At 51.1% G+C, this 26,480-nt stretch carries 27 protein-coding genes; 22 read left to right on the top strand and 5 right to left on the bottom strand.

Going from position 1 to position 26,480, the window contains the following annotated elements:
* Positions 1-16: 16 nt before the first annotated feature.
* The 21 genes from ACOI6Z_RS14340 to ACOI6Z_RS14240 all read left to right on the top strand — a co-directional run bounded on the left by ACOI6Z_RS14340 (position 17) and on the right by ACOI6Z_RS14240 (position 19,787).
* Positions 17-481: a phage terminase small subunit P27 family gene (locus ACOI6Z_RS14340; RefSeq protein ID WP_101993540.1), complete on the top strand. Its 465-nt coding sequence runs from the start codon at positions 17-19 to the stop codon at positions 479-481.
* Positions 435-2,171 (top strand): terminase large subunit, encoded by a 1,737-nt coding sequence (locus ACOI6Z_RS14335; protein ID WP_101993539.1) that lies wholly within the window; start codon positions 435-437, stop codon positions 2,169-2,171. The genes ACOI6Z_RS14340 and ACOI6Z_RS14335 overlap by 47 nt, the downstream gene beginning before the upstream one ends.
* Positions 2,172-2,177: 6 nt before the next feature.
* The gene (locus tag ACOI6Z_RS14330) at positions 2,178-3,497 is read left to right on the top strand and encodes a phage portal protein (protein ID WP_032423087.1); all 1,320 of its coding nucleotides are present in this window, start codon (positions 2,178-2,180) and stop codon (positions 3,495-3,497) included.
* Complete coding sequence (locus ACOI6Z_RS14325; protein ID WP_025713387.1) at positions 3,473-4,180, top strand: HK97 family phage prohead protease; 708 nt, start codon at positions 3,473-3,475, stop codon at positions 4,178-4,180. Before ACOI6Z_RS14330 ends, ACOI6Z_RS14325 begins: the two co-directional genes overlap by 25 nt.
* A gap of 9 nt (positions 4,181-4,189) precedes the next feature.
* Positions 4,190-5,410, top strand: a complete 1,221-nt coding sequence (locus tag ACOI6Z_RS14320; RefSeq protein ID WP_151385342.1) for a phage major capsid protein — start codon at positions 4,190-4,192, stop codon at positions 5,408-5,410.
* Between the two features lie 45 nt (positions 5,411-5,455).
* Positions 5,456-5,710 carry a hypothetical protein gene (locus ACOI6Z_RS14315; RefSeq protein WP_420687423.1) on the top strand — a complete coding sequence of 85 codons (255 nt, stop codon included), beginning with the start codon at positions 5,456-5,458 and terminating at the stop codon, positions 5,708-5,710.
* A 5-nt stretch (positions 5,711-5,715) separates the two neighbouring features.
* Positions 5,716-6,048 carry a head-tail connector protein gene (locus tag ACOI6Z_RS14310; protein WP_047667483.1) on the top strand — a complete coding sequence of 111 codons (333 nt, stop codon included), beginning with the start codon at positions 5,716-5,718 and terminating at the stop codon, positions 6,046-6,048.
* 12 nt (positions 6,049-6,060) lie between these two features.
* Positions 6,061-6,399: a phage head closure protein gene (locus ACOI6Z_RS14305; protein WP_046623861.1), complete on the top strand. Its 339-nt coding sequence runs from the start codon at positions 6,061-6,063 to the stop codon at positions 6,397-6,399.
* Complete coding sequence (locus tag ACOI6Z_RS14300; protein ID WP_049152716.1) at positions 6,396-6,845, top strand: HK97-gp10 family putative phage morphogenesis protein; 450 nt, start codon at positions 6,396-6,398, stop codon at positions 6,843-6,845. Before ACOI6Z_RS14305 ends, ACOI6Z_RS14300 begins: the two co-directional genes overlap by 4 nt.
* The gene (locus tag ACOI6Z_RS14295) at positions 6,842-7,189 is read left to right on the top strand and encodes a DUF3168 domain-containing protein (protein WP_065800435.1); all 348 of its coding nucleotides are present in this window, start codon (positions 6,842-6,844) and stop codon (positions 7,187-7,189) included. The genes ACOI6Z_RS14300 and ACOI6Z_RS14295 overlap by 4 nt, the downstream gene beginning before the upstream one ends.
* Before the next feature lie 56 nt (positions 7,190-7,245).
* Positions 7,246-7,950 carry an immunoglobulin domain-containing protein gene (locus tag ACOI6Z_RS14290; protein ID WP_071557531.1) on the top strand — a complete coding sequence of 235 codons (705 nt, stop codon included), beginning with the start codon at positions 7,246-7,248 and terminating at the stop codon, positions 7,948-7,950.
* Positions 7,951-7,980: 30 nt separating this feature from the next.
* A complete protein-coding gene (locus ACOI6Z_RS14285) occupies positions 7,981-8,385 on the top strand; it encodes a phage tail assembly chaperone (protein WP_064147544.1) in 405 nt (134 codons plus the stop codon).
* A gap of 11 nt (positions 8,386-8,396) precedes the next feature.
* Entirely contained in the window at positions 8,397-8,693 is a 297-nt protein-coding gene (locus ACOI6Z_RS14280) for a phage tail assembly protein T (protein WP_032409576.1), read from the top strand.
* Positions 8,694-8,767: 74 nt separating this feature from the next.
* Positions 8,768-9,001, top strand: a complete 234-nt coding sequence (locus ACOI6Z_RS14275) for a YebO family protein (protein WP_420687422.1) — start codon at positions 8,768-8,770, stop codon at positions 8,999-9,001.
* 60 nt (positions 9,002-9,061) lie between these two features.
* Positions 9,062-12,448 (top strand): phage tail tape measure protein, encoded by a 3,387-nt coding sequence (locus ACOI6Z_RS14270; protein ID WP_151369965.1) that lies wholly within the window; start codon positions 9,062-9,064, stop codon positions 12,446-12,448.
* 21 nt (positions 12,449-12,469) lie between these two features.
* On the top strand, positions 12,470-12,943 hold the full coding sequence (locus tag ACOI6Z_RS14265; RefSeq protein ID WP_151385340.1) for a hypothetical protein: 474 nt from the start codon (positions 12,470-12,472) through the stop codon (positions 12,941-12,943).
* A complete protein-coding gene (locus tag ACOI6Z_RS14260; protein ID WP_115675242.1) occupies positions 12,930-13,406 on the top strand; it encodes a DUF1833 family protein in 477 nt (158 codons plus the stop codon). Before ACOI6Z_RS14265 ends, ACOI6Z_RS14260 begins: the two co-directional genes overlap by 14 nt.
* Positions 13,407-13,418: 12 nt before the next feature.
* Entirely contained in the window at positions 13,419-13,799 is a 381-nt protein-coding gene (locus ACOI6Z_RS14255) for a nitrite transporter (protein ID WP_115675243.1), read from the top strand.
* Complete coding sequence (locus ACOI6Z_RS14250; RefSeq protein WP_420687421.1) at positions 13,796-16,873, top strand: host specificity factor TipJ family phage tail protein; 3,078 nt, start codon at positions 13,796-13,798, stop codon at positions 16,871-16,873. Before ACOI6Z_RS14255 ends, ACOI6Z_RS14250 begins: the two co-directional genes overlap by 4 nt.
* A 76-nt stretch (positions 16,874-16,949) precedes the next feature.
* Positions 16,950-19,037, top strand: a complete 2,088-nt coding sequence (locus ACOI6Z_RS14245; RefSeq protein WP_420687420.1) for a hypothetical protein — start codon at positions 16,950-16,952, stop codon at positions 19,035-19,037.
* A complete protein-coding gene (locus ACOI6Z_RS14240; protein ID WP_177335624.1) occupies positions 19,038-19,787 on the top strand; it encodes a hypothetical protein in 750 nt (249 codons plus the stop codon).
* 134 nt (positions 19,788-19,921) lie between these two features.
* On the opposite strand, the gene ACOI6Z_RS14235 is transcribed toward ACOI6Z_RS14240, so the two are convergent.
* Genes ACOI6Z_RS14235 through ACOI6Z_RS14225 form a run of 3 tightly spaced genes read right to left on the bottom strand, consistent with a single transcriptional unit; the run spans position 19,922 to position 23,447 of the window.
* Positions 19,922-21,220 (bottom strand): BNR repeat-containing protein, encoded by a 1,299-nt coding sequence (locus tag ACOI6Z_RS14235; protein ID WP_259523011.1) that lies wholly within the window; start codon positions 21,218-21,220, stop codon positions 19,922-19,924.
* Positions 21,213-21,887 (bottom strand): hypothetical protein, encoded by a 675-nt coding sequence (locus ACOI6Z_RS14230; RefSeq protein WP_177335626.1) that lies wholly within the window; start codon positions 21,885-21,887, stop codon positions 21,213-21,215. Before ACOI6Z_RS14230 ends, ACOI6Z_RS14235 begins: the two co-directional genes overlap by 8 nt.
* 12 nt (positions 21,888-21,899) lie before the next feature.
* Positions 21,900-23,447, bottom strand: coding sequence for a hypothetical protein (locus tag ACOI6Z_RS14225; protein ID WP_408875597.1), 1,548 nt, complete (start codon positions 23,445-23,447; stop codon positions 21,900-21,902).
* Positions 23,448-23,537: 90 nt separating this feature from the next.
* Between ACOI6Z_RS14225 and ACOI6Z_RS14220 the strand changes: the two genes are divergently transcribed.
* Complete coding sequence (locus ACOI6Z_RS14220; protein ID WP_072421971.1) at positions 23,538-24,089, top strand: recombinase family protein; 552 nt, start codon at positions 23,538-23,540, stop codon at positions 24,087-24,089.
* Between the two features lie 146 nt (positions 24,090-24,235).
* Here the strand turns inward: ACOI6Z_RS14220 and ACOI6Z_RS14215 are convergent, their stop codons facing one another.
* Both ACOI6Z_RS14215 and ACOI6Z_RS14210 read right to left on the bottom strand, forming a co-directional pair.
* Positions 24,236-25,690, bottom strand: a complete 1,455-nt coding sequence (locus tag ACOI6Z_RS14215; RefSeq protein WP_072421970.1) for a sensor domain-containing diguanylate cyclase — start codon at positions 25,688-25,690, stop codon at positions 24,236-24,238.
* Positions 25,691-25,938: 248 nt separating this feature from the next.
* Entirely contained in the window at positions 25,939-26,370 is a 432-nt protein-coding gene (locus tag ACOI6Z_RS14210; RefSeq protein ID WP_063942102.1) for an organic hydroperoxide resistance protein, read from the bottom strand.
* Between the last annotated feature and the right edge of the window lie 110 nt (positions 26,371-26,480).

Below are 26,480 nucleotides of genomic sequence, written 5' to 3'. Positions count from 1 at the left end.
TTTCCGGGAGGTTCCGATGGCAGGACGACGCCCGAAACCGACCCACCTCAAAGTGGTTACCGGCAACCCGGGCAAACGAAAACTCAACGATAAAGAACCCACGCCAGCTAAAGAAATTCCAGGCCCCCCAGCTCATCTTACCGACTGGGGTAAGGTGGCATGGGGTCGGCTGACTGTGCTTCTCGATGGTATGGGTGTTCTCACCGTTGCAGATACTTTGGCTCTTGAAAGGCTTTGCGATATTTATGCCGATATCCTGCAACTGCGCGACACCATCGCTGTAGAGGGCAGAACTTATACCGTCCAGACCGAGGGTGGTTTTCTGATAAAGGCCAACCCGGCAGTTTCAATGCTGGCTGATGCTGACCGTCGTTTTAAAAGTTACCTGGTTGAATTCGGTCTGACACCAGCGGCAAGGACGAAGGTGAAAGTGAATGGCGAACCCCCCGAAGAAGACACGCTCGACAAGTTCTTCGGTTGATCCGGCAACGCAGTATGCAAAGGATGTAACCTCTGGAAAAGAACTGGCCGGTCCTGACATTCGAAATGCCTGCCAGAGACACCTCAGGGATCTTGAATCTTGCCATGCACGAGGGCTCCATTGGGATGTTGAGGCAGCACAGCGCTCCATTGATTATTTTGCGAAAGTCCTCAAGCTTAACGGGGGCGATTTTGAAGGTGCGCCTTTTGTTCTGCTTCCATGGCAGTGTTTCATCGTCGGTTCGATTTTTGGCTGGAAAAATGCCAGAGGTTTTCGCCGGTTCCGAATGGTTTACGTGGAATCAGGAAAAGGATCTGGCAAATCCCCCCTTTCTGCCGGGATAGGTCTTTACTGTCTTACTGCAGATAAAGAACCTCGTGCTGAAGTTTATGCTGCTGCAACGAAAAAAGACCAGGCAATGGTCCTCTTTCGTGATGCGGTGGCGATGGTCGATCAGTCTCCGGCTCTTTCCGCACGCATACAGAAATCTGGCGGCGCCGGAAAAGAGTGGAACCTGGCTTTTCTTCAGGCTGGTTCATTCTTTCGCCCAATTAGTTCAGACGACGGACAGTCGGGTCCACGACCACATTGCGCTCTTATTGATGAAGTTCACGAGCATAAAAGCAATCAGGTTGTTGAAATGATGCGCGCCGGCACTAAAGGTCGCCGGCAGGCACTCATTTTTATGATTACCAACAGTGGACACGATAAAACCAGCGTCTGCTATGACTATCACGAATACGGTAGAAAGGTATCTGCCGGTTCGATAGAAGATGACAGTTTTTTCGCCTTTATTTGTTCACTGGATGAAGGTGACGATCCTTTCAAGGATGAGTCCTGCTGGAAAAAGGCTAACCCCTCGTTGGGTCACACGTTTGAAGAAAGCTATCTTCGTGAGCAGGTGACTCAGGCCCGGGGGATGCCTTCGAAAGAGAGTATTGTCAGGCGTCTCAACTTCTGTCAGTGGGTTGACGCGGCTAACCCGTGGATGAGCAGTGATGTCTGGATGGGATGTGAGGAAAACTTTGATCCAGATGAGCTGGAGGGTGAGGAATGCTACGGTGGCCTGGACTTGTCCGGATCCCGTGATTTGACTGCCCTGGCGCTGTTTTTTCCAAAACAACGCAAGTTGCTGGTGGAGTTCTGGACACCCAAAGATACCTTGCTCGAACGGGCTAAAACGGACCGGGTGCCTTATGACGCCTGGGAGCGCGATGGTCACATCCACACTACGCCAGGCAAAGCGGTGAAATACGGCTTTGTTGCCCAGCGTATTGCCGATCTGACGGAGAAGTTCGATATCAAGGCCATCGCCTTCGACCAGTATCGCATTAAATATCTTGAGCCGGAGCTTGAGGAAGCATCTGTTTCTGTTCCCTTAATCCCTCATGGGCAAGGGTATTACAAAGCGAAAGATTCCGGGCTGTGGATGCCTCACTCCATCGAATTGTTTGAAGAGTTGCTTGATGACAGCGTCATTATCATCAGGACGAACCCTTGTCTTCGCTGGAATGCGGCTTCAGCAGTGACGGAGGCTGATCAGAAAGAAAACCGAATTTTTGCCAAGAAAAAAAGTACCGGGCGTATCGACGGCATTGTAGCGGGCGCTATGGCAATCGGTGCCTCCGAAGGCTATGAGGATGATTCTGGCGATATCGACGACTTTTTCAGTAATCCCATCATTGTGTGAGTCACCATGAATAAAGAGAAGAAGCCAGGCCGGATAAAAAGCGCCGTTCGCCGGTGGCTCGGCGTACCCATCTCCCTTACCGACGGTGAATTCTGGGCTGCTTATGCTGGTGGGCAGTCCGCAGCAGGGAAATCCGTTACGGTTGATAAAGCCCTGCAGTTATCGGCAGTGTGGTCATGTGTAAGGCTGTTATCCGAAACCATCGCGACGTTGCCTGTTGGTTTTTACGAAAAAACGGCTGACGGTCGCCAGAATGCAAATGATCACCCGCTTTATGAGCTCCTCCATAATCAACCCAATGCTGATATGACTGCAGTGGAGTTCTGGGAAATGATCATGGCCAGCCTGCTTTTGTGGGGGAATGCTTATGCAGAAATCGATCGAACCGGAAAGCGCATTACCTCGCTGGTGCCTCTCAGGCCAGAAAGGATGAAGGTTGATTTAAGCAAGAGCGGAGATCCAATTTATACCTACCGTGACTGGCCTTCAGGTACATCCCGAAACATTGATGAACGGGACATCATGCACATCCGTGCGTTCAGCACCAATGGTGTCATGGGCCTGTCACCAGTCAGTTATGCCCGACAGACACTTGGTCTGGCAATGGCAACAGATGAAGCCAGCGCCAAAGTTTTTAAAAACGGTATGCGGCCCAGCGGCGTTCTCTCAATGGATCAGATCCTGAAAAAAGAGCAGCGCAATGAAGTACGTGAAAGCATGGTTGAACAATTTTCTGGATCCATGAATACCGGGAAAATGATGGTTCTTGAAGCGGGAATGAAGTTTCAGCCTGTTGACCTCAACCCGGAAGACGCCCAGATGCTGCAGTCCAGAGCCTTCAATATCGAAGAGATTTGTCGGTGGTTCAGAGTATGGCCGGGGTTGATTGGACATACCGCCCAGGGGCAGACGATGTGGGGAAGTGGCGTCGAACAGATGCTGATTGGCTTTTTAACGTTTTCACTTCGTCCATGGCTGACCCGTATTGAGCAGGCGATTCGTAAAAGTCTCCTGGCTCCGGGAGAAAGAAATAAGTACTTCGCAGAGTTTTCCATCGAAGGTCTCTTACGTGCTGACAGCGCCGCCCGTGCAGCTTTTTACTCAACGATGACCCAGAACGGTCTGATGACCCGCAATGAAGCACGGCAAAAAGAAAACCTTCAGCCAAAACCTGGCGCTGACCAACTAACCGTTCAATCCAACCTGCTGCCGATAGATCAGCTTGGCAAGTCCGGCGACAGTGAATCAGCCAAAAACGCACTGCGGGAATGGCTTGGCATTAAATCAGAGGAGACGCCGGAATGTACCGGAAAAACGCAGCCATGAAAGTAAAGGCATTCGACTTCGATATTAAGGCTGTCAACGATGACGGCCTTTTTTCTGGATACGGTTCTGTCTTCGATGTGGTGGATAGCTACAACGAAGTCGTGGCGCCGGGCGCATTCCTCGAAAGCATCGAGGAAACGCGGGCTAAGGGGAGGACGTTCCCTGTTCTCTGGCAGCATCGCACCGGTGAACCCATCGGGAACTGGGATATCTCAACCCTGAAAGAAGATAAGCATGGGCTTTTTGGTGAAGGCGCTTTGTGGCTGGACGACGCCGCCTACGCCAAAACTGCATGGAGAGGCATGAAAACCCGTGCCATTACGGGCCTTTCCATTGGCTATTACGTTCGGGAATCGAATTACGATGAGAAAACCCGGATCCGCACATTAACGAAGCTCGACCTGGTTGAAATCTCCATCGTTACCGTACCAGCCAACGACGATGCCCGCATCGACGTCATTAAGTCGAAATTGTCACACGGTGATCTTCCTTCCTTACCTGAATTTGAGAAGTTCCTGCGAGAGGCAGGTTTCTCGAAAAGTCAGTCCGCTGCGGTCGCCTCCCGCGGACTGTCCTATCTGCTTGACCGGAGTGAGTCCGGGGGCGAAGACGGCGAAACCAAAGCGGCTATTGCGGCGATGCGCCAGCAACTGAGCCAGTTTTCTCTCCCAAAAATTCTCTAAGGGATTTATATGTACCAGAAAAAATCGGCTGATGATCAGCCACAAAGTATTGGCGAAATCTCTACTCAGCTCACCATGGTGATTGATCAGGTCAAAAACTTTGGCGAAGACGTGAAGAAAAAAATGGAGGCAGGAGAAACCGTTTCGCTGGAACTGAAACAACGAACGGACGAAAGCCTTAATCAGATGAACGAGCTGAAAGAACGTCTCACTGAGCTGGAGCAAAAAGGCGCACGCCGCCCGAACGATGCACCTGTACAGCGAAAATCGCTCGGTGAGCTGGTGGTCGAAAGTGAAGAGTTCAAAGGTATGGACAGTTCGGCCCGTAAGAGCATCCGCGTCAAACTGGAACAGAAAGATATTATGAACGTGCCGGCCACTACGGGCACAGGCGTGAGCCCAACCAACAGCCTGGTGGTCTCCGATCGTGTTCAGGGCATTATCGCCCCGCCGGAACGTACTCTGACCATCCGTAATCTGCTTATCCCCGGCACTACCGCATCTAACGGTATTGAATTCGTTCAGGAAACGGGGTTTACCAATAATGCTGCAGCTGTGGCGGAAGGTGCCCTGAAACCAAAATCTGACATTCGGTTTGATCTGAAAAGTGCGCCGGTTCGTACTATAGCGCATTACTTTAAAGCGTCCCGTCAGATCCTGGACGATGCGCCCGGTCTGGCCAGCTATATCAATGGCCGCGCTCAGTATGGCCTTCGTTTCAAAGAAGAGCAGCAACTGCTGAGCGGCGATGGCACCGGTGCGAATATCCTCGGTATTCTGCCGCAGGCAACAGAATTTGCACCAGCCTTAACCCTGTCCAATGCAACGCCGATCGACCGTCTTCGCCTGGCTGTTCTGCAGGCCGTTCTTGCGGAATATCCGGCGTCTGGTTTTGTCCTGAACCCGATTGACTGGGCAGGCATCGAGCTGACCAAAGATAACGAAGGTCGCTATATCATCGCGCAGCCTGTCAATGGTGGTGTTCCTCGTATCTGGGGTCTCCCTGTTGTTGAAACACAGGCCATGGCGCAGAACAACTTCCTGACTGGTGCCTTCAACATGGCTGCGCAAATCTTCGACCGCATGGATATCGAAGTGCTGCTCTCCACTGAGAACGAAGATGACTTTATTAAAAACATGGTCACCATTCGTGCGGAAGAGCGTCTGGCGTTAGCGGTTTATCGCCCGGAAGCATTTGTCACCGGTACTGTAACCGCTTCTGGCGGCTGACAATTCAGGGCCGCTTAGCGGCCCTCTCTTTCTGAGGAGATAGTGATGGCCAGAAAAAATGTGGCTGAACCGTCTGTATCCGACGGTATAAATGCGGCGCCAGAAACCACAGAGTCCGGGACTATTCAGGTTCAGCCTGTCCGGCGTTTTATGGATGGCGACATTTTCAGGACGCCAGCTGATGATCCGTTTCATGTCTCTCGCTTACGTGCTGCCGAGCTCAAAGGTAACGGGCTGGTGACCATAGTTGGTGAAGTCCCTGATAACAAAATGAACCGCGCCCCCGAAACCAAAGGGTAATGGTTATGACGGTAATCAACACTGAAACAGCCATGGAACATCTCAGGCTGGATGATGAAATCGATAAAACGATGGTGGAGGGGTATCTTGCCGCTGCGGAGGATGCTGCCATGCAGTTTCTCAACCGACGCTTTTTCGCCGACCAGGCTGCTCTGGATAGTGCTGTTGAGAATGAAAGCGCTGGCGATCGTCCGCTTATCATCACGCCCTCCATTCAGAGCGCGGTTCTTCTTATCGTGGGCTGGTTGTATGAAAACCGCGGGGATGATCTGAGTACTGATATTCCAGGGCCCGCACGCTGGTTGCTGAATCCCTGGCGAATTCAAATGGGTGTTTAGCCGGAGGGGATGATGAAAATTGGACCAATGCGGCATCGGATCACCATCCGTAATTTTATTACTACACGAACACCGAGTGGTCAGCCAACAGAAGAGTGGTCTGACGGCGCCACTATCTGGGCAGAGGTTAAGGGAATCAGTGGGCGAGAGAGCCTGACAGCAGGAGCAGAAAGGGCGGATGCTACCATTCGTGTCTGGGTTCGATATCGCAAAGATATTTCGGCATCATCGCGGCTTCTTGTCCTGAATGGCCCCTACAAAGGGGTGACATTGAATGTCACCGGGCCTCCGGTGCCAGATAGCAAAGGTACCCGGCTGGAAATTCTCTGCAAACAGGGGACAGAAAAATGATTGATGTGAATCTGGATTTTTCCGGGCTGCAGGATATCACACGCGATCTGCAAACGCTCAGCAAGGCCGAAAATAATAAAGTTCTCCGGGATTCGACCCGTGCTGGCGCCGAATTGCTCCGCCAGGAGGTGATTGATCGCGCTCCGGAGAAAACCGGCAAACTGAAGAAAAACGTTGTTGTTGTCACCCAGAAAAGCCACCGTCGCGGTGAAATTTCATCGGGGGTGCATATTCGTGGCGTTAACCCACGAACGGGGAACAGCGACAACACCATGAAGGCCAGCAACAAGCGGAATGCGTTTTACTGGCGCTTTGTGGAGCTGGGAACATCTACGGCGCCAGCACATCCGTTTGTTCGTCCTGCCTTTGATACCCGCATGGAAGAGGCTGCGCAGGTGGCGATGCAGCGGATGAATCAGGCTATCGATGAGGTGCTGGCTAAATGACAGAAGATGATCTCTATGGCCTGCTGTCGCCGCTGGCAGACGGGCGGGTTTATCCGTATGTAGTGCCGCTAGGCAGCGACGGACTTCCTGCAGTTTCCACCCCCTATGTCATTTTCTCGATACCGACTGATGTTGCCGGGGATGTTTTCTGCGGCCAGGCAGAGTCGACACTGCGCATTCAGGTTGATGTATGGGCTGAAACGAATGATGAAGCCCGGGCGTTACGCCTGGATGCCCTGGCACGCCTGCAGGTTCTTTCCCCTGTCGAGGTGACCAAAATTCCTGGCTACGACACGACAACCCATCTTCATCGGGCAACCCTCGAAATAACGGTTATTGCCTGACAAAAACCAATCCAATCCTACCGCCGCTGGCGGTTTTTTCATTTATGGAGGCTGCGATGTCAGCACTATTTGAACGTGCCCAAAAAACGGTAGTAATGATTACCTCTGTGCCGGTCACCGCGGCAGAGCTGGATACGGCAACCTGGTTAAACCTGAGTTGCACTATCAAACAGGCCAGCTTTACCGCTGGTCAGAAAAACGATATTGACGTGACAGCGCTGTGTTCGGATGAAACGGAAAATATCAACGGCCTTCCTGCCCCGTCTGAAATGTCACTTTCCGGTAACTTCTACCGCAACCCGGCGCAGGATGCACTTCGTGCAGCATACGATAACGACGGGGTTTATGGATTTAAGGTTATTTTCCCGTCTGGTAATGGATTCCTGATGCGCGCTGAGGTACGTCAGCACACCTGGGATTCTCAAACCAACGGTGTTGTTGCTGCAACGTTCTCGCTGCGTCTGAAAGGTAAACCCACCAATATTGACGCCCCAGGAGTTCTGTCGTTTGCTACTGACCTTCCGGCGTCCCAAACGGTCGCGGCAGGAAGCGCTCTGACTATGGGCGTGGTCGTCCAGGGCGGTACGGCACCTTATACCTACGCCTGGAAAAAGGGCACCTCGACGGTCAGCGGCCAGACCAGCGCAACGTTTACGAAAGCCAGCGCTGTATCCGGTGATGCCGGGGTTTATTCCTGCGTGGTTACTGATGCCGATGGCACTGTGATCACTTCTTCTGATTGCACCGTCACCATCAATTAACGGAGCGCCGGGAGACCGGCGATAAACTTAATGTCAAAACCGAGTCTTAAAGCACTGGCACTGGCACCGATGGCGGGCTTTCGTAAAAAAGAAGTCTCCGTTCCGGAGTGGGATAACGCCAAAGTCATCATTCGTGAGCCATCAGCAGAAGCCTGGATTCGCTGGCAGGGGATCGCCAGCCCGGAACAACCCAAAGCACCGGAAGGGCAGGAAGCACCAGAGGCGCCAGAACTGACCCCTTCAGAACGAGCCTTCCGCACGATGCGGGCCGACGTCACGCTTTTCATCGATATTTTGCTGGATACCGACCTGCAGCCCGTCTTTACTGTCGATGACACCGAACAGGTTGAAACGATCTATGGCCCAGTGCATTCCCGGCTGTTGAAGCAGGCACTTGATCTTATTCGTGACGCGGATGATGCTAAAGCAAAGTAAAAATGCCTGGCATGCAGTTCCTGATGGCGCTGGCGCTCCGGATGGGCCGCACGCTGGGCGAACTGCGACAAACCATGACGGTCGGCGAATTCAGGATGTGGGCTGAATACGACCGTATCAGCCCAATCGGCGATATTCGCGGCGATATCCTCAATGCTCAGCTGGTATCTGCGGTTTACGGAGCGCAAGGCGTTAAAGTCACCATTGAAGATGCTCAGCTTCAGTGGAGCACAGAAGAGATTGAGGTAAACGACGGCGGCGATCCCTTTGCAGGGCTGGAAGCGGCGCTGCTGGCTGCGTCAGCATAGCCAGTAATAATTCGTGTGGATGCCACTCATAACAGGTGTTATGTTGTTTTTTTTTGACACACGGAGTGCTTTAAATGACTACTACTGGCTGGATATTATTATTTGTTTTTGCTCGCCTTATTGATCTTGTTATCTGGTATTTCCTGAACAGAGGAAGCGTAAGAGCTAATGATCAGATCGCTATGCTTAAAGAAATCTCGGAAAAGCAAAGTGCTCAAATTGATCTTCTGAATGCACTTGCTCATAAAAAAGAGGAACCAGAAAAAGATTATCTGGATGAAGCAAGGAAAAAAGCTGGTTTAATTTAATAATATTGAAATCGTAAAAAAGCCCCACAATGTGGGTTTTTTTGTTTCTGAGGAAATGAAATGGCAACCCTGCGTGAACTTATCATTAAAGTTTCTGCTAACTCTCAGTCATTCCAGACCGAGATAGCCCGCGCGTCACGTATGGGGGCTGATTATTATAAGACAATGCAGAATGGCGGCAGGCAGGCTGCGGCTTCAGTTCGGGAAACTCGCCGTTCTGTTGCTGAGCTAACTGACCAGATGGAGTCAGCAAAGGCTACCGCACTGGGATTAACCGGGGCATTTGCTGGTGCTTTTGCTACGGGGCATTTAATATCCCTGGCTGATGAATGGAATTCAGTAAACGCCCGCCTAAAACAGGCATCTCAATCAACTGATGATTTTACCAGCTCTCAAAAACAGCTGATGGATATCAGTCAGAAAACGGGTACATCTTTTTCTGACAACGCTAATTTATTTTCCCGTTCAGCAGCCTCAATGCGGGAATATGGTTACAGCTCCAGCCAGGTGCTGGATATTACTGAGGCTATTTCTACTGGTTTAAAACTTTCTGGCGCGAATGCTCAGGAGTCCAGTTCGGTCATCACTCAGTTTAGCCAGGCTCTGGCCCAGGGCGTGCTGAGAGGCGAAGAATTCAATGCCGTCAACGAGAGCGGCGACAGGGTTATACGGGCGCTTGCGGCAGGGATGGGGGTTGCGCGTAAAGACCTTAAATCTATGGCGGATCAGGGGCAGTTAACCATTGATAAAGTAGTGCCAGCCCTCATCAGCCAGCTTGGTAAGCTACGGAATGAATATGGTGAATTGCCGCAGACTGTTTCATCGTCGGCAACAAAAGTTGAAAACGCTTTTATGCAATGGGTCGGTGGAGCTAATGAAGCGAGTGGCGCGACAAATACCCTGACCGGATTACTTGATGGCGTAGCCAACAATATTGATCAGGTCGCCACTGCTGCCGGAGCGCTTGTTGCCGTTGGTGCTGCCCGATATTTGGGAAATATGGCTCTTGGTGCCAGCTCTGCAACGGCTGGGATTATTAACGCCGCAAAAAGTGAAGTAGCTTTAGCTGAAGCCCAGGTCAGAGGGACGCAGGTTTCGACAGCTCGTGCGCGTGCTGCAGTTTATCGTGCCCAGCAGGCACTGACAGCGGCGCGGGGTACAGACGCGCAGGCCGCCGCAGAAAAACGGCTCTCACTGGCGCAGGAGTCACTTAACCGTAATATTCAGGCCAGAGTATCCGCTCAGACTGCACTGAACTCGGTTACTGCTGTAGGTTCCCGGCTCATGGGGGGAGCATTAGGCCTCGTTGGCGGTATTCCTGGGCTGGTTTTGCTTGGTGCCGGTGCCTGGTACACGATGTACCAGAATCAGGAGCAGGCCAGATTATCCGCTCAGGAATATGCAAACACCATTGATGCTGTCCGTGAAAAGACAAAATCAATGTCCCTGCCCGAAGTTTCTGATAATGAGACCAAAACCCGTCAGGCGCTGGAGGAGCAAAACCGTCTTGTTGATGCCCAGGCATCTAAAGTAAAAAGCCTGAAGGAAGAGATCGCGGGCTATCAGTATGTCCTGTCTAACCCCGGACCAACAACCAGTGGCGGTTTCATGATAAACCACCTGACTTCGGTCGAAACGGTCACCCGTGGTCTGGAAGAAGCGACTTCCGCTCTGGCCGTTGAACAGGAGAGGTTAGCTCAGATGCAGGCTAAGTCTGAGTCGATCCAGTCGGTACTGGAAGGGATAGAGAACAGGCGAATAGCATTAATCCGGCAGCAGGCTGCAGAACAGAATTCAGCATATCAATCGTTATTAATGATGAACGGTGAGCATACTGAATTTAACCGTTTGCTGGGTCTCGGAAATAATCTTCTCATGGCCCGGCAGGGGCTGGTAAACGCACCAGTACGCTTACCACAGGTAGACCTGACAACCCAGCAAACGGCTGCACTTGAAAAAAGCCGTCGTGATCTGGCGCTTTCAAAACTCAAAGGTGAGGACAAGGAGCGCGCACGACTGGGTTATGCTGCGGATGACCTGGGGTTAACTAACGACCCACAGTTTCAGACCGGACGGCAGGAGTTGATTAATAACGGCCTGAATGAATGGAGAAACAACCAGGAAAATAAACCCAAGCCAAAAGGAAGGCATGGGAAAACCGAGGCGGAGAAAACCGAAGATACCTATACCCGGCTGATTAAACAGCAACGGGAGCAAATTGCTCTTTCCAGCCAAAACACTGAGCTGGCAAAGATGAAATATCAGGTTACTCAGGGGGAATTATCTTCGCTTGAAAAATCCAAAAAGGAAACGTTGCTGCACAATGCGGCGCTTATTGATCAGAAAAATATCGCTGAACAGTTAAAAACATTCCGCGAAGGTCTGGCCGACAGTAATGCTGCCGCCCGGGAAAGGGGGAATATCGATTTCCTCGGTGCGGGACAGGGGGATAAAGCCCGTGACCGAATGAAGCAAATGGCGGATATTCGCGCTGATTTTCTCAGGCAGCAGCGTGACTTACAGCGTGATTTCAGTCGTGGGCAGATTTCCGAAGACCTGTATAAAAAGCAAACGGAAGCGCTTAAAACGGCGCTTGCCGAACGCCTGGATATTCAGGAGGAGTATTACAAAAAAACCGATGAACAGCAGTCAGACTGGCGCGCGGGAATCAGCGATTCCCTGATGAACTATGCCGATCAGGCTTCTGATCTGAGTTCAATGGCTGCCACTGCAACCAGCGAGATTCTGGATGCCACCACAAACTCTATCTCCAACAACCTGACAAACGTCCTGACAGGCGCTGCTTCTTTTAAAGATGGGATGTCTAATATTTTCTCTTCCCTGGGCGAAACGGTGATTAAGACGCTGATCCAGATGGCAACACAGGCGTTAATCACCAAAGCAATTATGGCGTCATTTGGCGGCGGAGCGGGTGGGTTGTTCGGTAGTCTTTTTGGCGGTGCCAGCGGTGCGGCAAGTAGTGGTACCGCTATTCAAAGCGCGGGAGCTAATTTTTCATTCAACGCTCTCGGAGGCGTTTACGATTCTCCGTCACTTTCTGCCTACAGCAATGGTGTTTACAGCACTCCCCAATATTTTGCGTTTGCGAAAGGGGCAGGTGTATTCGGCGAGGCCGGGCCGGAAGCCATCATGCCCCTTACCCGTGGCGCTGATGGTTCGCTGGGGGTCAAAGCTGTTGGGCGGGAATCGCCGGCGGTACAGAACGCTGCTAACCAGATCCAGGCACAGCCACGAATTGCTGTCAGCGTAGATGCCAGAAGTACGTTCACCGGTAAACCGGATGACATAACGATGCAGGCTATTGAGCGAAGGAATGACGCTCTGGAACAGCGGATAGTTAACACCTTAACCGCCGAAGTAAATAACCCCCAGAAGAAATTCGGTCGGGCTATTTATTCAAATCTCCAATCTAAAAAACCAAGATAGACCTGCCCGGAGGGAATATTCATGGCAGATATTTTCTACCCGGATGAATACCTGCCCATGCCGCTTATGGACGGGTACGGGTTTAAGCCCATATCACCTTTACTGAGAACGGAGATGAAGTCCGGTCGTGCTCAACAACGAAGGCGATATACCTCAACACCCACCCAGGCATCAGTTAAATGGATTTTTAAAACTGATGCTCTGGCGCAGGTGTTTGAGGCGTTTTTCAGGGATGCGCTTAAAGATGGCCAGTCCTGGTTCTATCTGAAACTCCAGACTCCAGTCGGGGTAAAGCCCTATAAAGCCAGGTTCGTGGATATTTACGAAGGGCCGACGCTGGTCGCGCCAAAATACTGGCAGTACAGCGCAACGCTGGAATTATGGGAACGCCCGTTACCGCCTTCTGGCTGGGGGAATTATCCGGAATGGCTTGCGGGCCAGTCGTTACTGGATATTGCGCTAAACAGAGAGTGGCCGAAGCATGACAATTCTTGAGCGACTATATGCCAGCAGCGGATCGGAGGTTATTCACGATACGCTGCAGATATCAGCAGGCGATGATAACTACTGGCTAATCAGTGGCTGGGATGACGTTTCAGTGACGCTGGAAAATGGTCAGCCGGCGACGTTTGAAGCCAGCGCGATAGATATCGCCTTACCAGCCAGGAACGCCGACGGGACACAGGATTTAAAGTTTGCTATCAGCAATATTGACGGACGGGTTTCTGAGGCGATCGATAAAATCCTGGATGAAATGAAATCAGCCACGCTGACATTCCGGCGGTACATTTCATCCGATCTGTCTGCTCCGGCATCATCACCGTATACGCTCGATATCAAATCCGGCTCCTGGACCCCAACAGCGGTTCAGGTCACGGCAGGCTATATGAATGTCCTCAAAACGGCCTGGCCCCGTAAACGTTACAACCTCGCCGAGCACCCGGGCTTACGTTACTAATCTGAGGCAAATATGTTTACACCTGATAAATACCGTTCTGTTAAATGGCAGAAGGGCGGGCGCGTATATCCGCAGCTCGACTGCTTCGGCATTGTAAATGAGATACGTCGCGACCTGGGGCTACCAGAATGGCCGGATTTTGCAGGTGTGACCAAAGACGGCGGGGGCCTCGATCGGGAAGCGAGAAAGCTGATGCTTTCGCTGAAACGTTGTGACCCCTGTGAAGGTGCCGGAGTGGCTTGCTATTCGGGCTCAACAGTTTCCCATGTCGGGATCGTTGTGATACTCGATAACCAGCTGCAGGTCGCGGAATGTAATCCAGGCTCGGGGGTTACGTTTCTGCCACTGTCGCGATTTATCCGTCGCTTTAACCGCGTGGAGTTCTGGCAATGACGATAAAGTTTTACCCGTCCCGGCTACCGGGTGAACCCCTTGAAACGCACGAGCATGGTGTGCTGACGCTGCATAAGTGGATGAGCAGAAATGTCCCGAGCTATTCACAGGATAAAACTCATCCTGTCGTGATCGAGCTGAACGGCCAGGCAGTCCCCCCGGAGGAATGGCCGTTATGTTTGTTGCGGCCAGACAGTGACGTGCGGATATATCCCATTCCTTATGGCACGGGTCTTGAAATTGCCGCGTGGGTTTCGGTGGCCGTATCCATTGCGTCTACGGCCTATGCATTATTCTTTGCCCCTAAACCAGAGCTGGGCGGCTTTTCATCCAGTAACGCTTCATCGCTGGATCTGAATCCGGCTAAAGCCAACACAGCGAAGCTTGGCGATCCCGTAAGGGAGGCTTTCGGTCGAAACCGGATTTACCCGGATTACCTGGTGCAGCCGGTAACGCGATTCGACCCCGCTGATCCAACCAGAATGACGGTCGAAATGTTTGTCTGCCTTGGATATGGGCGTTTCTCCTATACCGGTGGAGATTTTCGGGTAGGAGAAACTCCGGCGCTGACCTTAGGCGAGGGCTTTTCATATACCAGCTATGGGCCCGGCGATAATGTGGCCGGGGATCGTCGCAGTGAGATATGGTTCAACTCAACGGAAGTTGGGGGAACGTCGAGCGGCAGCGGCCTCGATATGGCTCAGACTGCCCCTGAAGCCAGTGATATCGTTGCTGATGCCATGACCGTCAGCGGTGCCTCTGTCTCGTTTTCTGGCCTTGATGTCGATGATGATAATGATGAAGATGAGGATGAGAACAAACTTCCTCCTGGCTGGATCGCCGGTGCAATTGTCACCCTGAAAGCGCCAGTGAATTATCAGGTGTCTATCGAGGGCGGCTTTAACGTGCTGACAGGCGACGTCGTGTCAGAGATTGCGCCATTCAGCGGAATGCCTGTCACCCTAACGTTTAACGGTACTGACTATGATCTGCAGATCGCCACGTATACCCCTCACCAGGACGCCGTTCCGGGAGCAGGGGGAGCGACTGCGGTATTACGCGCCAGTGCGTCGCCGTCAACGTATGACTTTACGACAACCAGCCAGACCTTTGCTCTGACCTGGCAGGGTATCACCTATACCATATCTCTGGTCGCCAACTACGGCACAATGTCTGGCTTGCTCGCAGCGATTAACGGCGGGTTGAATGGTTCGGGGCTCATTGCTCAGGATGATGGCGGCGTGATACGTATCGTCGAGATCTCCAGCCCCTGGCGTGGCGGTTCCATAACATCATCATTCCTGCCTGCGTCAGTATTTGGCGACAGCCCGGTATTTACAGCTGGTACAGCCTCCAGCGGCGGAAGCCCTGCGGTAACAGCCAGCGTCACGCTGGCTTACGATTCTGGCACCGCCTTTTCAGGACTGCCGGAAGGTTCTCAGCGGATTTCCCTGGCGCACCGTGGCAACGAATACCAGATAGCGTCTACTGATGGCCCCTCTGCGACCGTACAGCGTGTGGTTAACGGTGTCGTTGACAGCACCTGGTCAGGCTTTATGACCCGTACCGTCGTGGATTTTTCCGCGTCTGGTATTAACGATAATGAAACCTGGCTCGGCCCCTTTCTGGCCTGCCCGCAAAATGAAGTTGTGGACGCCTTCGAGGTCAACTTTGCTTTCCCAAACGGAATTTGCGGGTTCCAGAACAACGGGAATAAGCGGGTCCGCCATGTCGAGTATGAAATCCAGTATCGCGTTTATGGTTCCGGAGCAGGGTGGACGAGTAAGCCAGGGGTTTACGCGCTTAAAAACATTAATGGCCTCGGTTTTACAGAGCGTTTTGAACTGTCCTCTCCCGGGCTGGTGGAGGTTCGATGCCGCCGCCGTAACGAGCAGGGGAGCAACAACGCGAGAGACAGCATGTTCTGGCAGGCGCTCAGAGGTCGTTTGCTTTCCCGTCCGACCTCCTACGCTGGGATATCAACAATAGGGATCACGGTTGAAACCGGCGGCCAGCTGGCGGCGCAGTCAGACAAGCGTGTGAGTGTTGTCGCCACGCGGAATTATGATGGCGGTGGTGACAGGACAATCAGCGGTGCGTTCCTGCATCTTGCCCGCAGTCTGGGATATCGCGACGACCAGATCGACATTGCGGCGCTCAGTACGCTGGAGGCGACCTACTGGACGCCAAGGGGCGAATATTTTGATCACCAGGCAAGCAGTGACAGCACGTCAGCAAAGGATATTTTCGACAAAATTGCAGAGGCTGGCATGGGGTATTTTCTGCTGTCTGACGGGTTGCTTTCTGTCGGGAGAGAGGGCGTCAAAAGCTGGACCGGAATCATTACTCCCCAGGATACCGTCGAGGAAATGCAGACGTCATTCAGGGTCCCGTCTGAGGATGATTTTGATGGCGTGGATGTGAAATATATCAACCCTGTGACCTGGGCGGAGGAAACCGTACAGTGCCGTACGCCGGAAAATCCTTTTCCGCGCAAAACGGAGGCATATACCATTGATGTTGCCATGACTGCAGATCGCGCCTGGCGTATCGGGATGCGTCGGTTAATGAAATATCTCCACCAACGCCGAACGTATACGGCTACGACTTCAATGCTGGGATGGTGTCATGACTTCGGTGATCACATCATTTTGTCCGACGACATTCCAACCGGGAAAACCCAAAGTTGCCTGATTGACGCGATGATTTACGACTTCCAGGAAATCACGCTGCACGTCACGGAGCCACTGGACTGGAGCTACGCGAATCCTCGCTGCTGGATACAGTTTCAGGACGGTCGCCCATCATCGCGAATGCTCGCGCCGCAACGGGTAGATGATTTCACGCTGACGGTACCGTACAACGACGACCTGCATCCCGACGACTGGATTATGGACGACCCAGATATTGACCTGCCGAAGTTATTGTTCTGCGACAGTGAAAAGGGTGCGCGGCATGGGATAGTCCAGGAGGTTGCCCCATCAGGTGACAGCAACTGTCAGATTACTGCACCTGAATATAAAGAAATTTTCTACCAGTACGACGACGCCACATACCCCGGCGACGTCGCTTAATACCTCATAACAACCCCTAATTAACTCTTTTCGCTCAAACCCTCGTTTGAGCGAACACCGTTTTGGAGCAAAAAACATGGCCTTTGATCCGCCTCTTGGGAGCACGTCGCCCGCGGTGCTGCTCGATAACGCCACTCGCCTGGACGAACTCGTTAACGGGCCAGCGGCCACCGTTCCCGACCGTGCCGGGCAACCGCTGGACACCTGGCGCCAGATCGTGACGATGATGCTTGCTGCTGTCACTGATGCACAGAACAGCATTACCGCTATCGGGCTCCCATTTAATACCCTCTCTGATGCTCAGGCTGCAGTAGCTGCAGGAAAGATACCAGATGGCTCCGTGACATGGGTTAGAGGTACGGACAGCGCTGCCCTTGCGGATGAGTACAAAAACATAAATGGGGTTCTGACGGCTACCGGACGTCGGATGCCTTCTCAGGATGCCGTGGACGCACTTTCGCGCCAGTTGCTGGATTCGATTGTTACCGGAGATGTACCAGGGTTCTGGCTGGCACTGAAAGACTCTGCTGGCTGGATTTCATGGGGAGTGGATGATCAGGGGGGATTTGGATCCAGGGCTGCTTACCTCGGGACAGACAATATTCTGGCGGGAAATATCAAAATCCTGTTTACCGATGATGTCGGATTACGGTTTCAGGACCCCGAGGGATTCTATATCGATGTGCTGGATAATTTCGGACGCTATCTGTTGGGAGATTCCGGCGGCGGTTCTTCACCTGTTGACGAAGTCAGCATTCTGGATTTGAAAAATAAAGCTTACGCGGCGGAAGTTTCGCGGCGCGTACTGACACGGCTGAAATTTCCGACTGAGGCGTATAACCATTTTTTGATGGAGTGTCAGAGCCTTGGTATGGGGTATATGAGCTGGCCGGTTGTCAGCAAAACGCCTAAATATGATTCGCTAATGCTGGGGCAGTCTGTTCGTCCGGCGAGCACGACGAACAATGCGTTTGTTCCCCTGGGCGTAAATGCGTGGCAACCTCTGCGGGCAGTTGTACAGTCAGTCTCTGGCAGCGCCATTCTGTCCGATGCGGAGCAACTCGCGCTGGCTCGAAGCGCGGTTAATGAAGGGGAGAGTCCGATCGTTGGCGCGGTGAACGGATTCAGACGACACTTCCTTGAGGCGCACTGTCTGAGTGCTGACCCTGGTCGACTGTTTGTCGCCTCCACGGTCGGCGTGTCCGGCCAGTCAATTGCCAGCCTGATGGACGATACCAAATATTTTAATCGTGTCGTTGAATGCGTAACGAAGGCAAAGGCCCTGGCTGACAGCGAAGGGAAAACCTATTCGGTTACCGGAGTCGATTTCGTTCAGGGGCAACGCGACTATGATGACGGAACGCCTAAAGCCACATATAAATCGCAACTGGGGCAACTCTACAACAAAGTCAATAATACTATTCGTGGGATCACCGGCCAGAAAGACAATCCGGCCTGGTTTATTTCTCAGACGGGATACACCTACAGTCCTAATCCGGCCACGCAGCCAGTGAACGCTGTCGAGCTTTGGGTGGGAATGGCGCAATGGGAGTTTTGTCAGGAAACACCAAACTGTTTCCTCATTGGGCCGGACTATCAGTTGCCGGATAAAGGTGGCCATCTGATGACGAACGGCAGTCGCTGGCTGGGTTGTTATTTTGCCAAAGCAAAAGATCGTGTACTGAATCAGCGGCGCCCATTCCAGCCACTCGCTCCCACGGGCATTATCTGTGCAGGTTCAGATTTTCTTTTGAGTTACTACGTCGATCATCCACCATTAAAATTTACCAGCCCATTCAGGAACGGAACCAGAACCCCCGTCACTAACTGCGGATTTCGCGCCTGGCATATGATTGATGCCGATCCGTCCGGCATAGGGACAGAACTGAATATCACCAGCGTTGCTGTTGCAGCCGACACGGTTATTCGCCTGACATGCGATACAGAGCCGCAGGGGAAAGTCAGGGTGGCCTATGCAACACGCCCCCAGTATGGGCAGGGCATGGTAACCGATTCTGATAAATACGTACCGGATGAAGTGTACGAATATGACCCGCAGTTCACCCAGTGGCCGGAAGAGAACATTCCGGAGCTGATCGGCAAACCCTATCCGATGGAAAACTGGTCTATTGCCTTTTCCATGACCTTCACTAAGGATGAATAAATGAGCCTGGCAATTCAGAAAGATGTCGATTTTTCTGCGGTGGCTACCGGATATTTACCTCCGGTAACTGCAGGCGTGGAGTACTTCAATTTTTTTAACAGCGAAGACTCGCTGACACGCAACCTGATCCCCAACAAGCCGACTCCTGCAAAGAACGGGAGTCCGCTCTTTAACACCAACGGGCAAAGCTTCCTGCTGACCAACCTGCTGAATTTCATCAATACCGGGATAAAACTGACTGATGAAATGACCATTATTACGGTGGCAGAACCAACCGGCGCGGATGGTAATTTCCCGACTTGGTCCACTACAGGTTCGCCGATTACAAATGGAGGGAGCTTCACGTCACAATCCTTTATGCGTCAGAGCTCCACCACGCGAAACCCAACGCTGTCGCTGAGTTATTCCACTGATGGTTTCATCACCCGACAGAACCTGTCGTATGGGGTATCGTCGGGTGTTGATAATATCAGGCTCCGCGCCATAGCATCGGCATTCAGTCAGACAGCAAAAACGTCCAGCCTTTATGATCTGACGAATAATAAAAATGCCCAGGCACCTCTGCCAGCAAATGGCGTTTATGGAAAGTCAGGTAACATCCTCCTGGGATCGCATTACAACGCCGCAGAGAGCTCACAGGGTAATTTGTACGCGGCCGCGATTTATAGCCGTATGCTCTCAACAACTGAGATCAATCAGGTATATGCTGCGTTAAAGGCTTATTACTCAAAGCGTGGCATAACTGCATGATCTTATTCTTAAAAATTAGAAAAAACTGGAAATACCAGGAATTTTCTTACAAGATATGCAGTGCGCAAAGACGCACACAGCAATAATGTCATTTATCACCTTTCCCCCCGGCGTGCCTCCGGGGGATTTTTTAATTACACCAGAGTCGACAGCAGCACATCAAAACTCGTGAATTGCTGAGCCGGGGAATAATCTTCTGGCACAAAATAGCGATATACCTTAGCCTCAAATGGTGCTGAGACGTAAAGCACATCACCGCCATTGCCCGGCGCAGACCCCAGGCGCAGAAGTGTGGGAGCGCTGTTGCCGAGTACCGAGTAGATCCATCCAGAACCTGCATTTTCCGCCAGGACAATGACAGCGACAGTATTCCCGGAAGACGTGTATTCCACCGAAAAATACACCCTCCGCTTGCCCCCCTGAACGGTTGCCGCCAGTGCTGCAGAAGTGTTCCCCCTCTCCGGCGGGACATACGCGATCTGCTGTTCGCTCCATGCCGACCCCGCCCATGTCGCAATGTAGACCCCGAACTTACTGAACCAGGTCCCGGAAGGATCATCCACGGTTCTGAAACGGTAAGTGATATGCGACAACCCCTCGCCATCAAACGCAAATTTCGCAGACTGAATCCCCATTTTCAGCCCGTCACTTATCGCCGGGTTTTCACCCGGCTGCAATGGCTTATACGCCAGCTGTCCCTGCGTTACCGGCATTGGCAGGGGCGTGTTATTTATTGTTCTCATCAGTCCATCAGTACCAATGACGCCATATTCTCCGACATGGCGGACGGCAGACGACGGGTAGGCCGACCACTGAAACAGAAGATGGACGCCATCCTCGTTAATGGCTATATCATCCGGGTAAATAGCGCGGTTGGCTGTTTCAGCCACATGCGCATAACGGGTCCATCGCAGCGCGCCGATGTCAAAGCGGTAAAGGATACCCCCGCGTTTATTTTCCCCGGTGGTGCTCCGGCTGGCGACCCGCATCAGGCAATACACATCACCATCGGGACCTCTGCCGGTGATCGGGTACGTCCAGACCCAGTCCACATCCGGAAAGCCCAGGCTAGCATCCACCATTTGCGACACGTCGCCAGGCCGCGCGCTGCGAAAGTACCGCAGCAGATTAACGTGCATCGACGTAAACACGTGGATATATCCCGCACCGTCCACAACCACAGATGGCTGATTATGGCCCACGTCATTGTTAAATTCAGCGACTGTCCCGTCCACGTTCTTACACATTCCCCGCGTGAGGGTACCATCGGCATCACGGCGAACGATTTCGACCTGATGATAACCTGCGGTGCCGTACTCTTTACACAGCCCGTAGCATTCCACGCCCTGAAAGCTGTCAAGGGGATGCCACCACCCCGCCTGATTGCTCTCAGATGCCTGGTCTGAAATAACCGAAATCGACAAATCAGCCATTCACCGTTACTCCCAGATAACGCGCCCGTTTAATAAGGCGTTCTGCCACCCGTTCTATTTCACTGTCACTGAGCTTGCGGTCATAGAAAGCCGAGCCATAGCCTGCCCATGCTGCTGCCAGGCCTGCCTGATTGGTCCCTCCCATCCAGGTGGCAGTCGTCCCGCTGTTCACAGCCGTGGAGGTGGATTTCTGAATGCCTGAAGCCGTCACAATACCAAATGCATGCCCGGTGCTGTCACCATACAGGAATACGGCGAACGCGCCCGTTGCAGGCGCAGTGATATCCGAAACGCTGGTACCGGCATCCATGACGCGCTGGAGCTTTTTGCTGGCATTCGTGCTGATACGAATATTGCGGTGACGCAGTATCCCTGCTTCCGGGCCCACGTCGATCAGCACGATGAAGGTGTAAGCATCCGGCGTAAAGGTGCCCAGGGTCAGACGGCTTTCCGTACCCGCTGCCGCTGCGACACCTTTTGCTACCAGCTGAGCAATACCGGACAGCGCAAAGGTACCTCCGAGGCTACCGAAGTTTTTAAGGCGCCGACCAGCCGGCAGCAGATCGCTTTCCAGATTGGCCCAGGCTAGCGGGCCAGTGACCGGCGGAAGATAATTATTTGCGTACGCTGATGCATCGGTGCCAGCGGCCATAATTGCTGTGCCCATAGGGAGACTCCTTTACTGTAAGTTAAGTGCGCGCTCAGCCATACGCTGGCGGGAATTGTGATAAACGGCCTGGACCTGTTGCGCAGAAAGCGAATGGTCGAAGTAGATGAATTCAGCGATGTCGAGATTTTTGGTTTTGAACATGGCGTTATCACACCACCCGTTGCCAATGGCGATGTTGCGGCCGGAAAGAATCAGGCGATCTGCATCGGCCTCGCGCAGCATCTGATATTCTTCGCCACCCACGCTGATTGCCTGGTAACGCAGCCCGCTGCCCTCAAGTTTCACTACATGTGAAATGAACAGCCACTGGCCGACAGGCGGTTGTAGTGTCGGATAATGCCGGGACGTTCCCCGGTAACCGGAATTTTTCACACGCAGCCATCGCCGATCATCCCTGTCGGAAAACATCGACAGCTGATTGCCGGTGTAGGTGTCGTCGTCATCCCGAAGTGAATACCCGTTCTGTGTGCCGTAAATCACCACGCAGTCGGTTAACGGAGCCTGTTCAGGTACCCTGACCACCGCGCAGACAGTGTATTCCCCGGCATCGGGGATATCGGTCATTAGTGCACCGCCCCAGGCAGAGATCGAAATGTAATTGTTATTGAATTCCGGCGCGGCCTGCGGTGTCAGCGTTTTATACCCCACACGGCTTGTATACGACGTGGACTCATAGCCAAACAGCCAGTGCGCTGCTGCGCTGCTCTCCAGTACAGAGGGCACAGGTTCGACGCTACCGCCGCCTCCATTCTTGCTGACCACATCACCATTTAATTTCACGCCTTCGATAACATACCCGAAGGGGTCAACGGTACAGCGTGCCCAGTCCGGCGCGTCAAATATGATGTTATCCCCGGCATACAGCCGCCCCTGCTTATCAACCAGAATCAGCTCGTTCCCGAATTCATCAGGGAAGGAAATAAGCGACTCTGAATCTGACAACTCATTATTTCCGGCAACCAGTGCGCCTCTTTCGGAAAACAGATTCACCGCATAACCGAAATCATCAACCAGCGTCAGTAGCGGCCCTGTCTCTGACTGGATCAGTCTGAGTTTTCTCGTTTCGAAACTATTCTCAGTGATCCGCCCGGCTTCATATCCCCATTCATCGCATAAAGAGAGCATGGTCTGGTCATCGCTGCTGAATATCAGACCTGTTCGGGCCATGACCTCCGCCGTTACCGCCTGGCTGATGGCCGCAACCAGGTCATACGAAGGCATTTTTCGCCCGGTTGCGGTCAGAGTCCCGCCAACGTTCATCACCTCGATTGCGAGCGCGCTGTCGTCCGGGCTGCGGTAATACGTGGTCGACCCCACAGGAATATTCGCTATATCCGCCTGCGCCGCTGCCAGCGTCTGATACTGCTTACTGAGCGGGATGATGTTTTGCCGAACTTCGTCATTCTTAGCCATCATCTGGCGCCAGGTATCGAGCGGTTCACCTGCGCGGTCGTTAACCGTTCCGGCCGGACCGTTAACCAGCTCGTCAGCGCGCTTAACGTTATCCAGGAAAATTTCAGGCGTCGTCGTGCCCAGTGGCGGGTTAAGTTCGGCCATTTTTTTGCTCCAAAACGAGGCTTCGCCCAAACGAGGGTTTGAGCGAAAGCGCGGAGATTTTTACAATCAGCTATTTCAACGGGTTATAACATGCTGATTGGCTATGCGAGGGTATCAACAGGGGATCAAAACCTCGATTTACAGAAAAACGCGCTGATCCGCGCAGAATGTGAGCTGGTTTTCGAGGATATGGCCAGCGGGAAGAATGCCCGGCGGCCAGGTTTAAAGCGCGCCTTACGGCGGCTGCGACCGGGTGATGTGCTGGTGGTGTGGAAGCTGGACAGGCTTGGCCGCAGCGTGCGTGATTTGATTACGCTCGTGTCTGAGCTGCAGGCGCGTGGGGTGAATTTCCGCAGTCTTACTGACAGCATCGACACCTCGACGCCTGCGGGACGTTTTTTCTTCCACGTCATGAGCGCCCTGGCGGAAATGGAGCGCGAGCTGATCGTCGAGCGTACCCGCGCCGGTTTAGCCGCTGCGAGGGAGCAGGGGAGAGTCGGCGGCCGCCGCCGGGTAATGACCACTGAGGTTGTGGAGAGATGCCGCAGGATGCTGGAGAACGGTGCTACCAGGCAACAGGTAGCCGATGTGATAGGTGTGGATGTGAAGACGATCTATAAGTATTTACCAGCATCAAATTGAAATTAAATGCGATATTAATCTGATTTCTATGCGATTTGACACTATAAATGTGTTATGGATGATCACCAATATAAAAATTATCGACCTTCTTATCCTTAAAATTGATGCCGCAAATGTTCACAGTTGTGGCATATTAAAGTTAAGATTCAATGCTCTAAGTGAGCGTGTTTTAAACGGTTTCTACCTGATCTCTTGGCTTCGTATAGTTTCGAGTCTGTAATTTTGAATATGTCGTCAAATGAAATGTTACAATCTGACTTCGGAAATATAGTTACAGCGCCAATGCTGACAGTGATTTTTCTTTGAAGGGTTGAAATATCTTCGATGGATTTTCTTAATTTTTCGCATGCCGTTAAGCATTCGCTGTCAGTTGTGCCTGGGATAAGAGCAATGAACTCTTCACCACCGAATCGCGCAACAATTCCTTTTTTATTCAATGTATCGGTTAAATTGAGTGCTACATACTTTAACGCTTTATCACCCTCCTGATGGCCAAAGTCGTCATTATATGATTTAAAATAATCAATATCGATAATGGCTAGAGAGAAAGGTTCAAGGTTACATTCTGCCTTCATTTTTACTTCGCTGAAGAAAATCATGAACTTTCTTCGGTTGTAAATACCAGTTAATGAATCAAAAGTTGCCATTTTTTCTAACTCTTCATTTGCTCTTTTGAGTTCCTTTTGTTTTTGTATAACATCTAATTCCATTTTTTTACGATCGTCAATGTTTTGGATTTGAGATATATAATATATGGAATTGTTAACTTCATTTTTCATCATTGACACGCTCAAAAGACACCAAATACACTCATGATTGGATTTGATGTATCTTTTTTCGAGTTCGTAATGTGGTATTTCACCATTTTTTAAGGATTCTAAAAGCTTGAGATCAAGGTCAAGATCGTCTTTATATGTTATCATTTGGAAGTTTGTTGACAGTAAATATTCCTTTGTATATCCAAGCATATTAGTAAGGGCTTGATTGACTTTTATCCATCGGCCTTCTTCTGAAACGATAGCCGTACCAATTGTGGAATTGTTAAATATCTTTTCAAGTATCTGATTTGATTCTACTAAAGATTGAATTATACTCTCTTTTTCTTTTGTTAAAATATCTATTTCTAAAAGTGATGCTATTCCTTCAGCCATTAGACCTATGAATTCATGATCTTCACTGTTAAAATTTTCTAATTTGACATTTTTTGATGAGAAATTAATAGTTCCCCAAATGTTATTTCTCACAAATATTGGGGCTGCAATATATGATTCGAGTGACATGGATAAATAAACAGGATGTTTTTTTAGTAATGGGTGATGTCCTGCATTATTCACGCTTATGATTTTTTTCTCTGCCACTACAGCTTGGCAATAAGTATTTTCGAGATTGAATATCATTCCTGGATGAATATCTTTATGACCGCTAGAGCCAATTATTGTATATTTGCTGTTTTCTATCCTGCTTATAATCCCTATCTCTAAATCAAATGCTTTAATTCCTTCATTAATTATCCTGATAAGAATATCTTCCAGGTGGAAATCTCGGTGAACGAGCGAGTCATAAAGAGAGTGTATTCTGCCGCTATGTCTTTTTTGCTTCATTTTATCCTCCTTGAGTTTTTTATTATGGGAGCAATATGATTATAGCACTAATTTTTAAGTTTGCTAAAATGTATATTTTATCTTTCTTAGGGGATGAGGGGGGGTAGGTTGTTGAGTTCAGTATGATTGTGAGGGGGGATTGTAATTTCCTGTAGAGAGAGAGGGAAAAAATGATTCTGTTTATGATTTATAGTTATTGCCATGAAAATGATGCCCATGATATTTTCACATAGGCATCTATGAGCATGTTAAATATCAAATTTATCCACTATACTAACATGAAGACGAACATCAATATTTCCTCTGGTTGCGTTTGAATATGGACAAACCTCGTGACCTTTCTTTACAAGTTCAATTGCTGCTGTCTTGTCCAGTCCACGTACTTCAACATCTAAATCAATATCCAGGGAAAAACCGCCATTCGCATTTTGTCCAATCCCAACAGCACAAGACGTTTTGGTCGAAATACCCTCGAGTTTTTGTTGCTGTGCGATATGAATCAGAGCGTTATCAAAACAGGCTGCATAACCCATAGCAAACAATTGCTCCGGATTGGCGCCAGTTTTACCACTGTCATTAGTGAAGCTGACTAAATCGAGGCCAAACGAACCGTCATCTAAGTCTACTCTGCCATCACGACCACCGACTGACGTTGCACTTGTTTTATAAAAAATCTTCATAGTCATTGCCCTTCTAAATTTGTTTGTGTACGATTTAATCGCGCTGTAATGATATCCAAAGATTGAGCCTTGTCAATGTGCTTTTCAGAAAAAATCGTATGCGATATACT

This window comes from Klebsiella sp. C239 (assembly GCF_048822715.1).
In the GTDB taxonomy this organism is placed as follows: domain Bacteria; phylum Pseudomonadota; class Gammaproteobacteria; order Enterobacterales; family Enterobacteriaceae; genus Klebsiella; species Klebsiella quasipneumoniae.
This window is presented reverse-complemented; position numbering and strand designations above follow the sequence as displayed.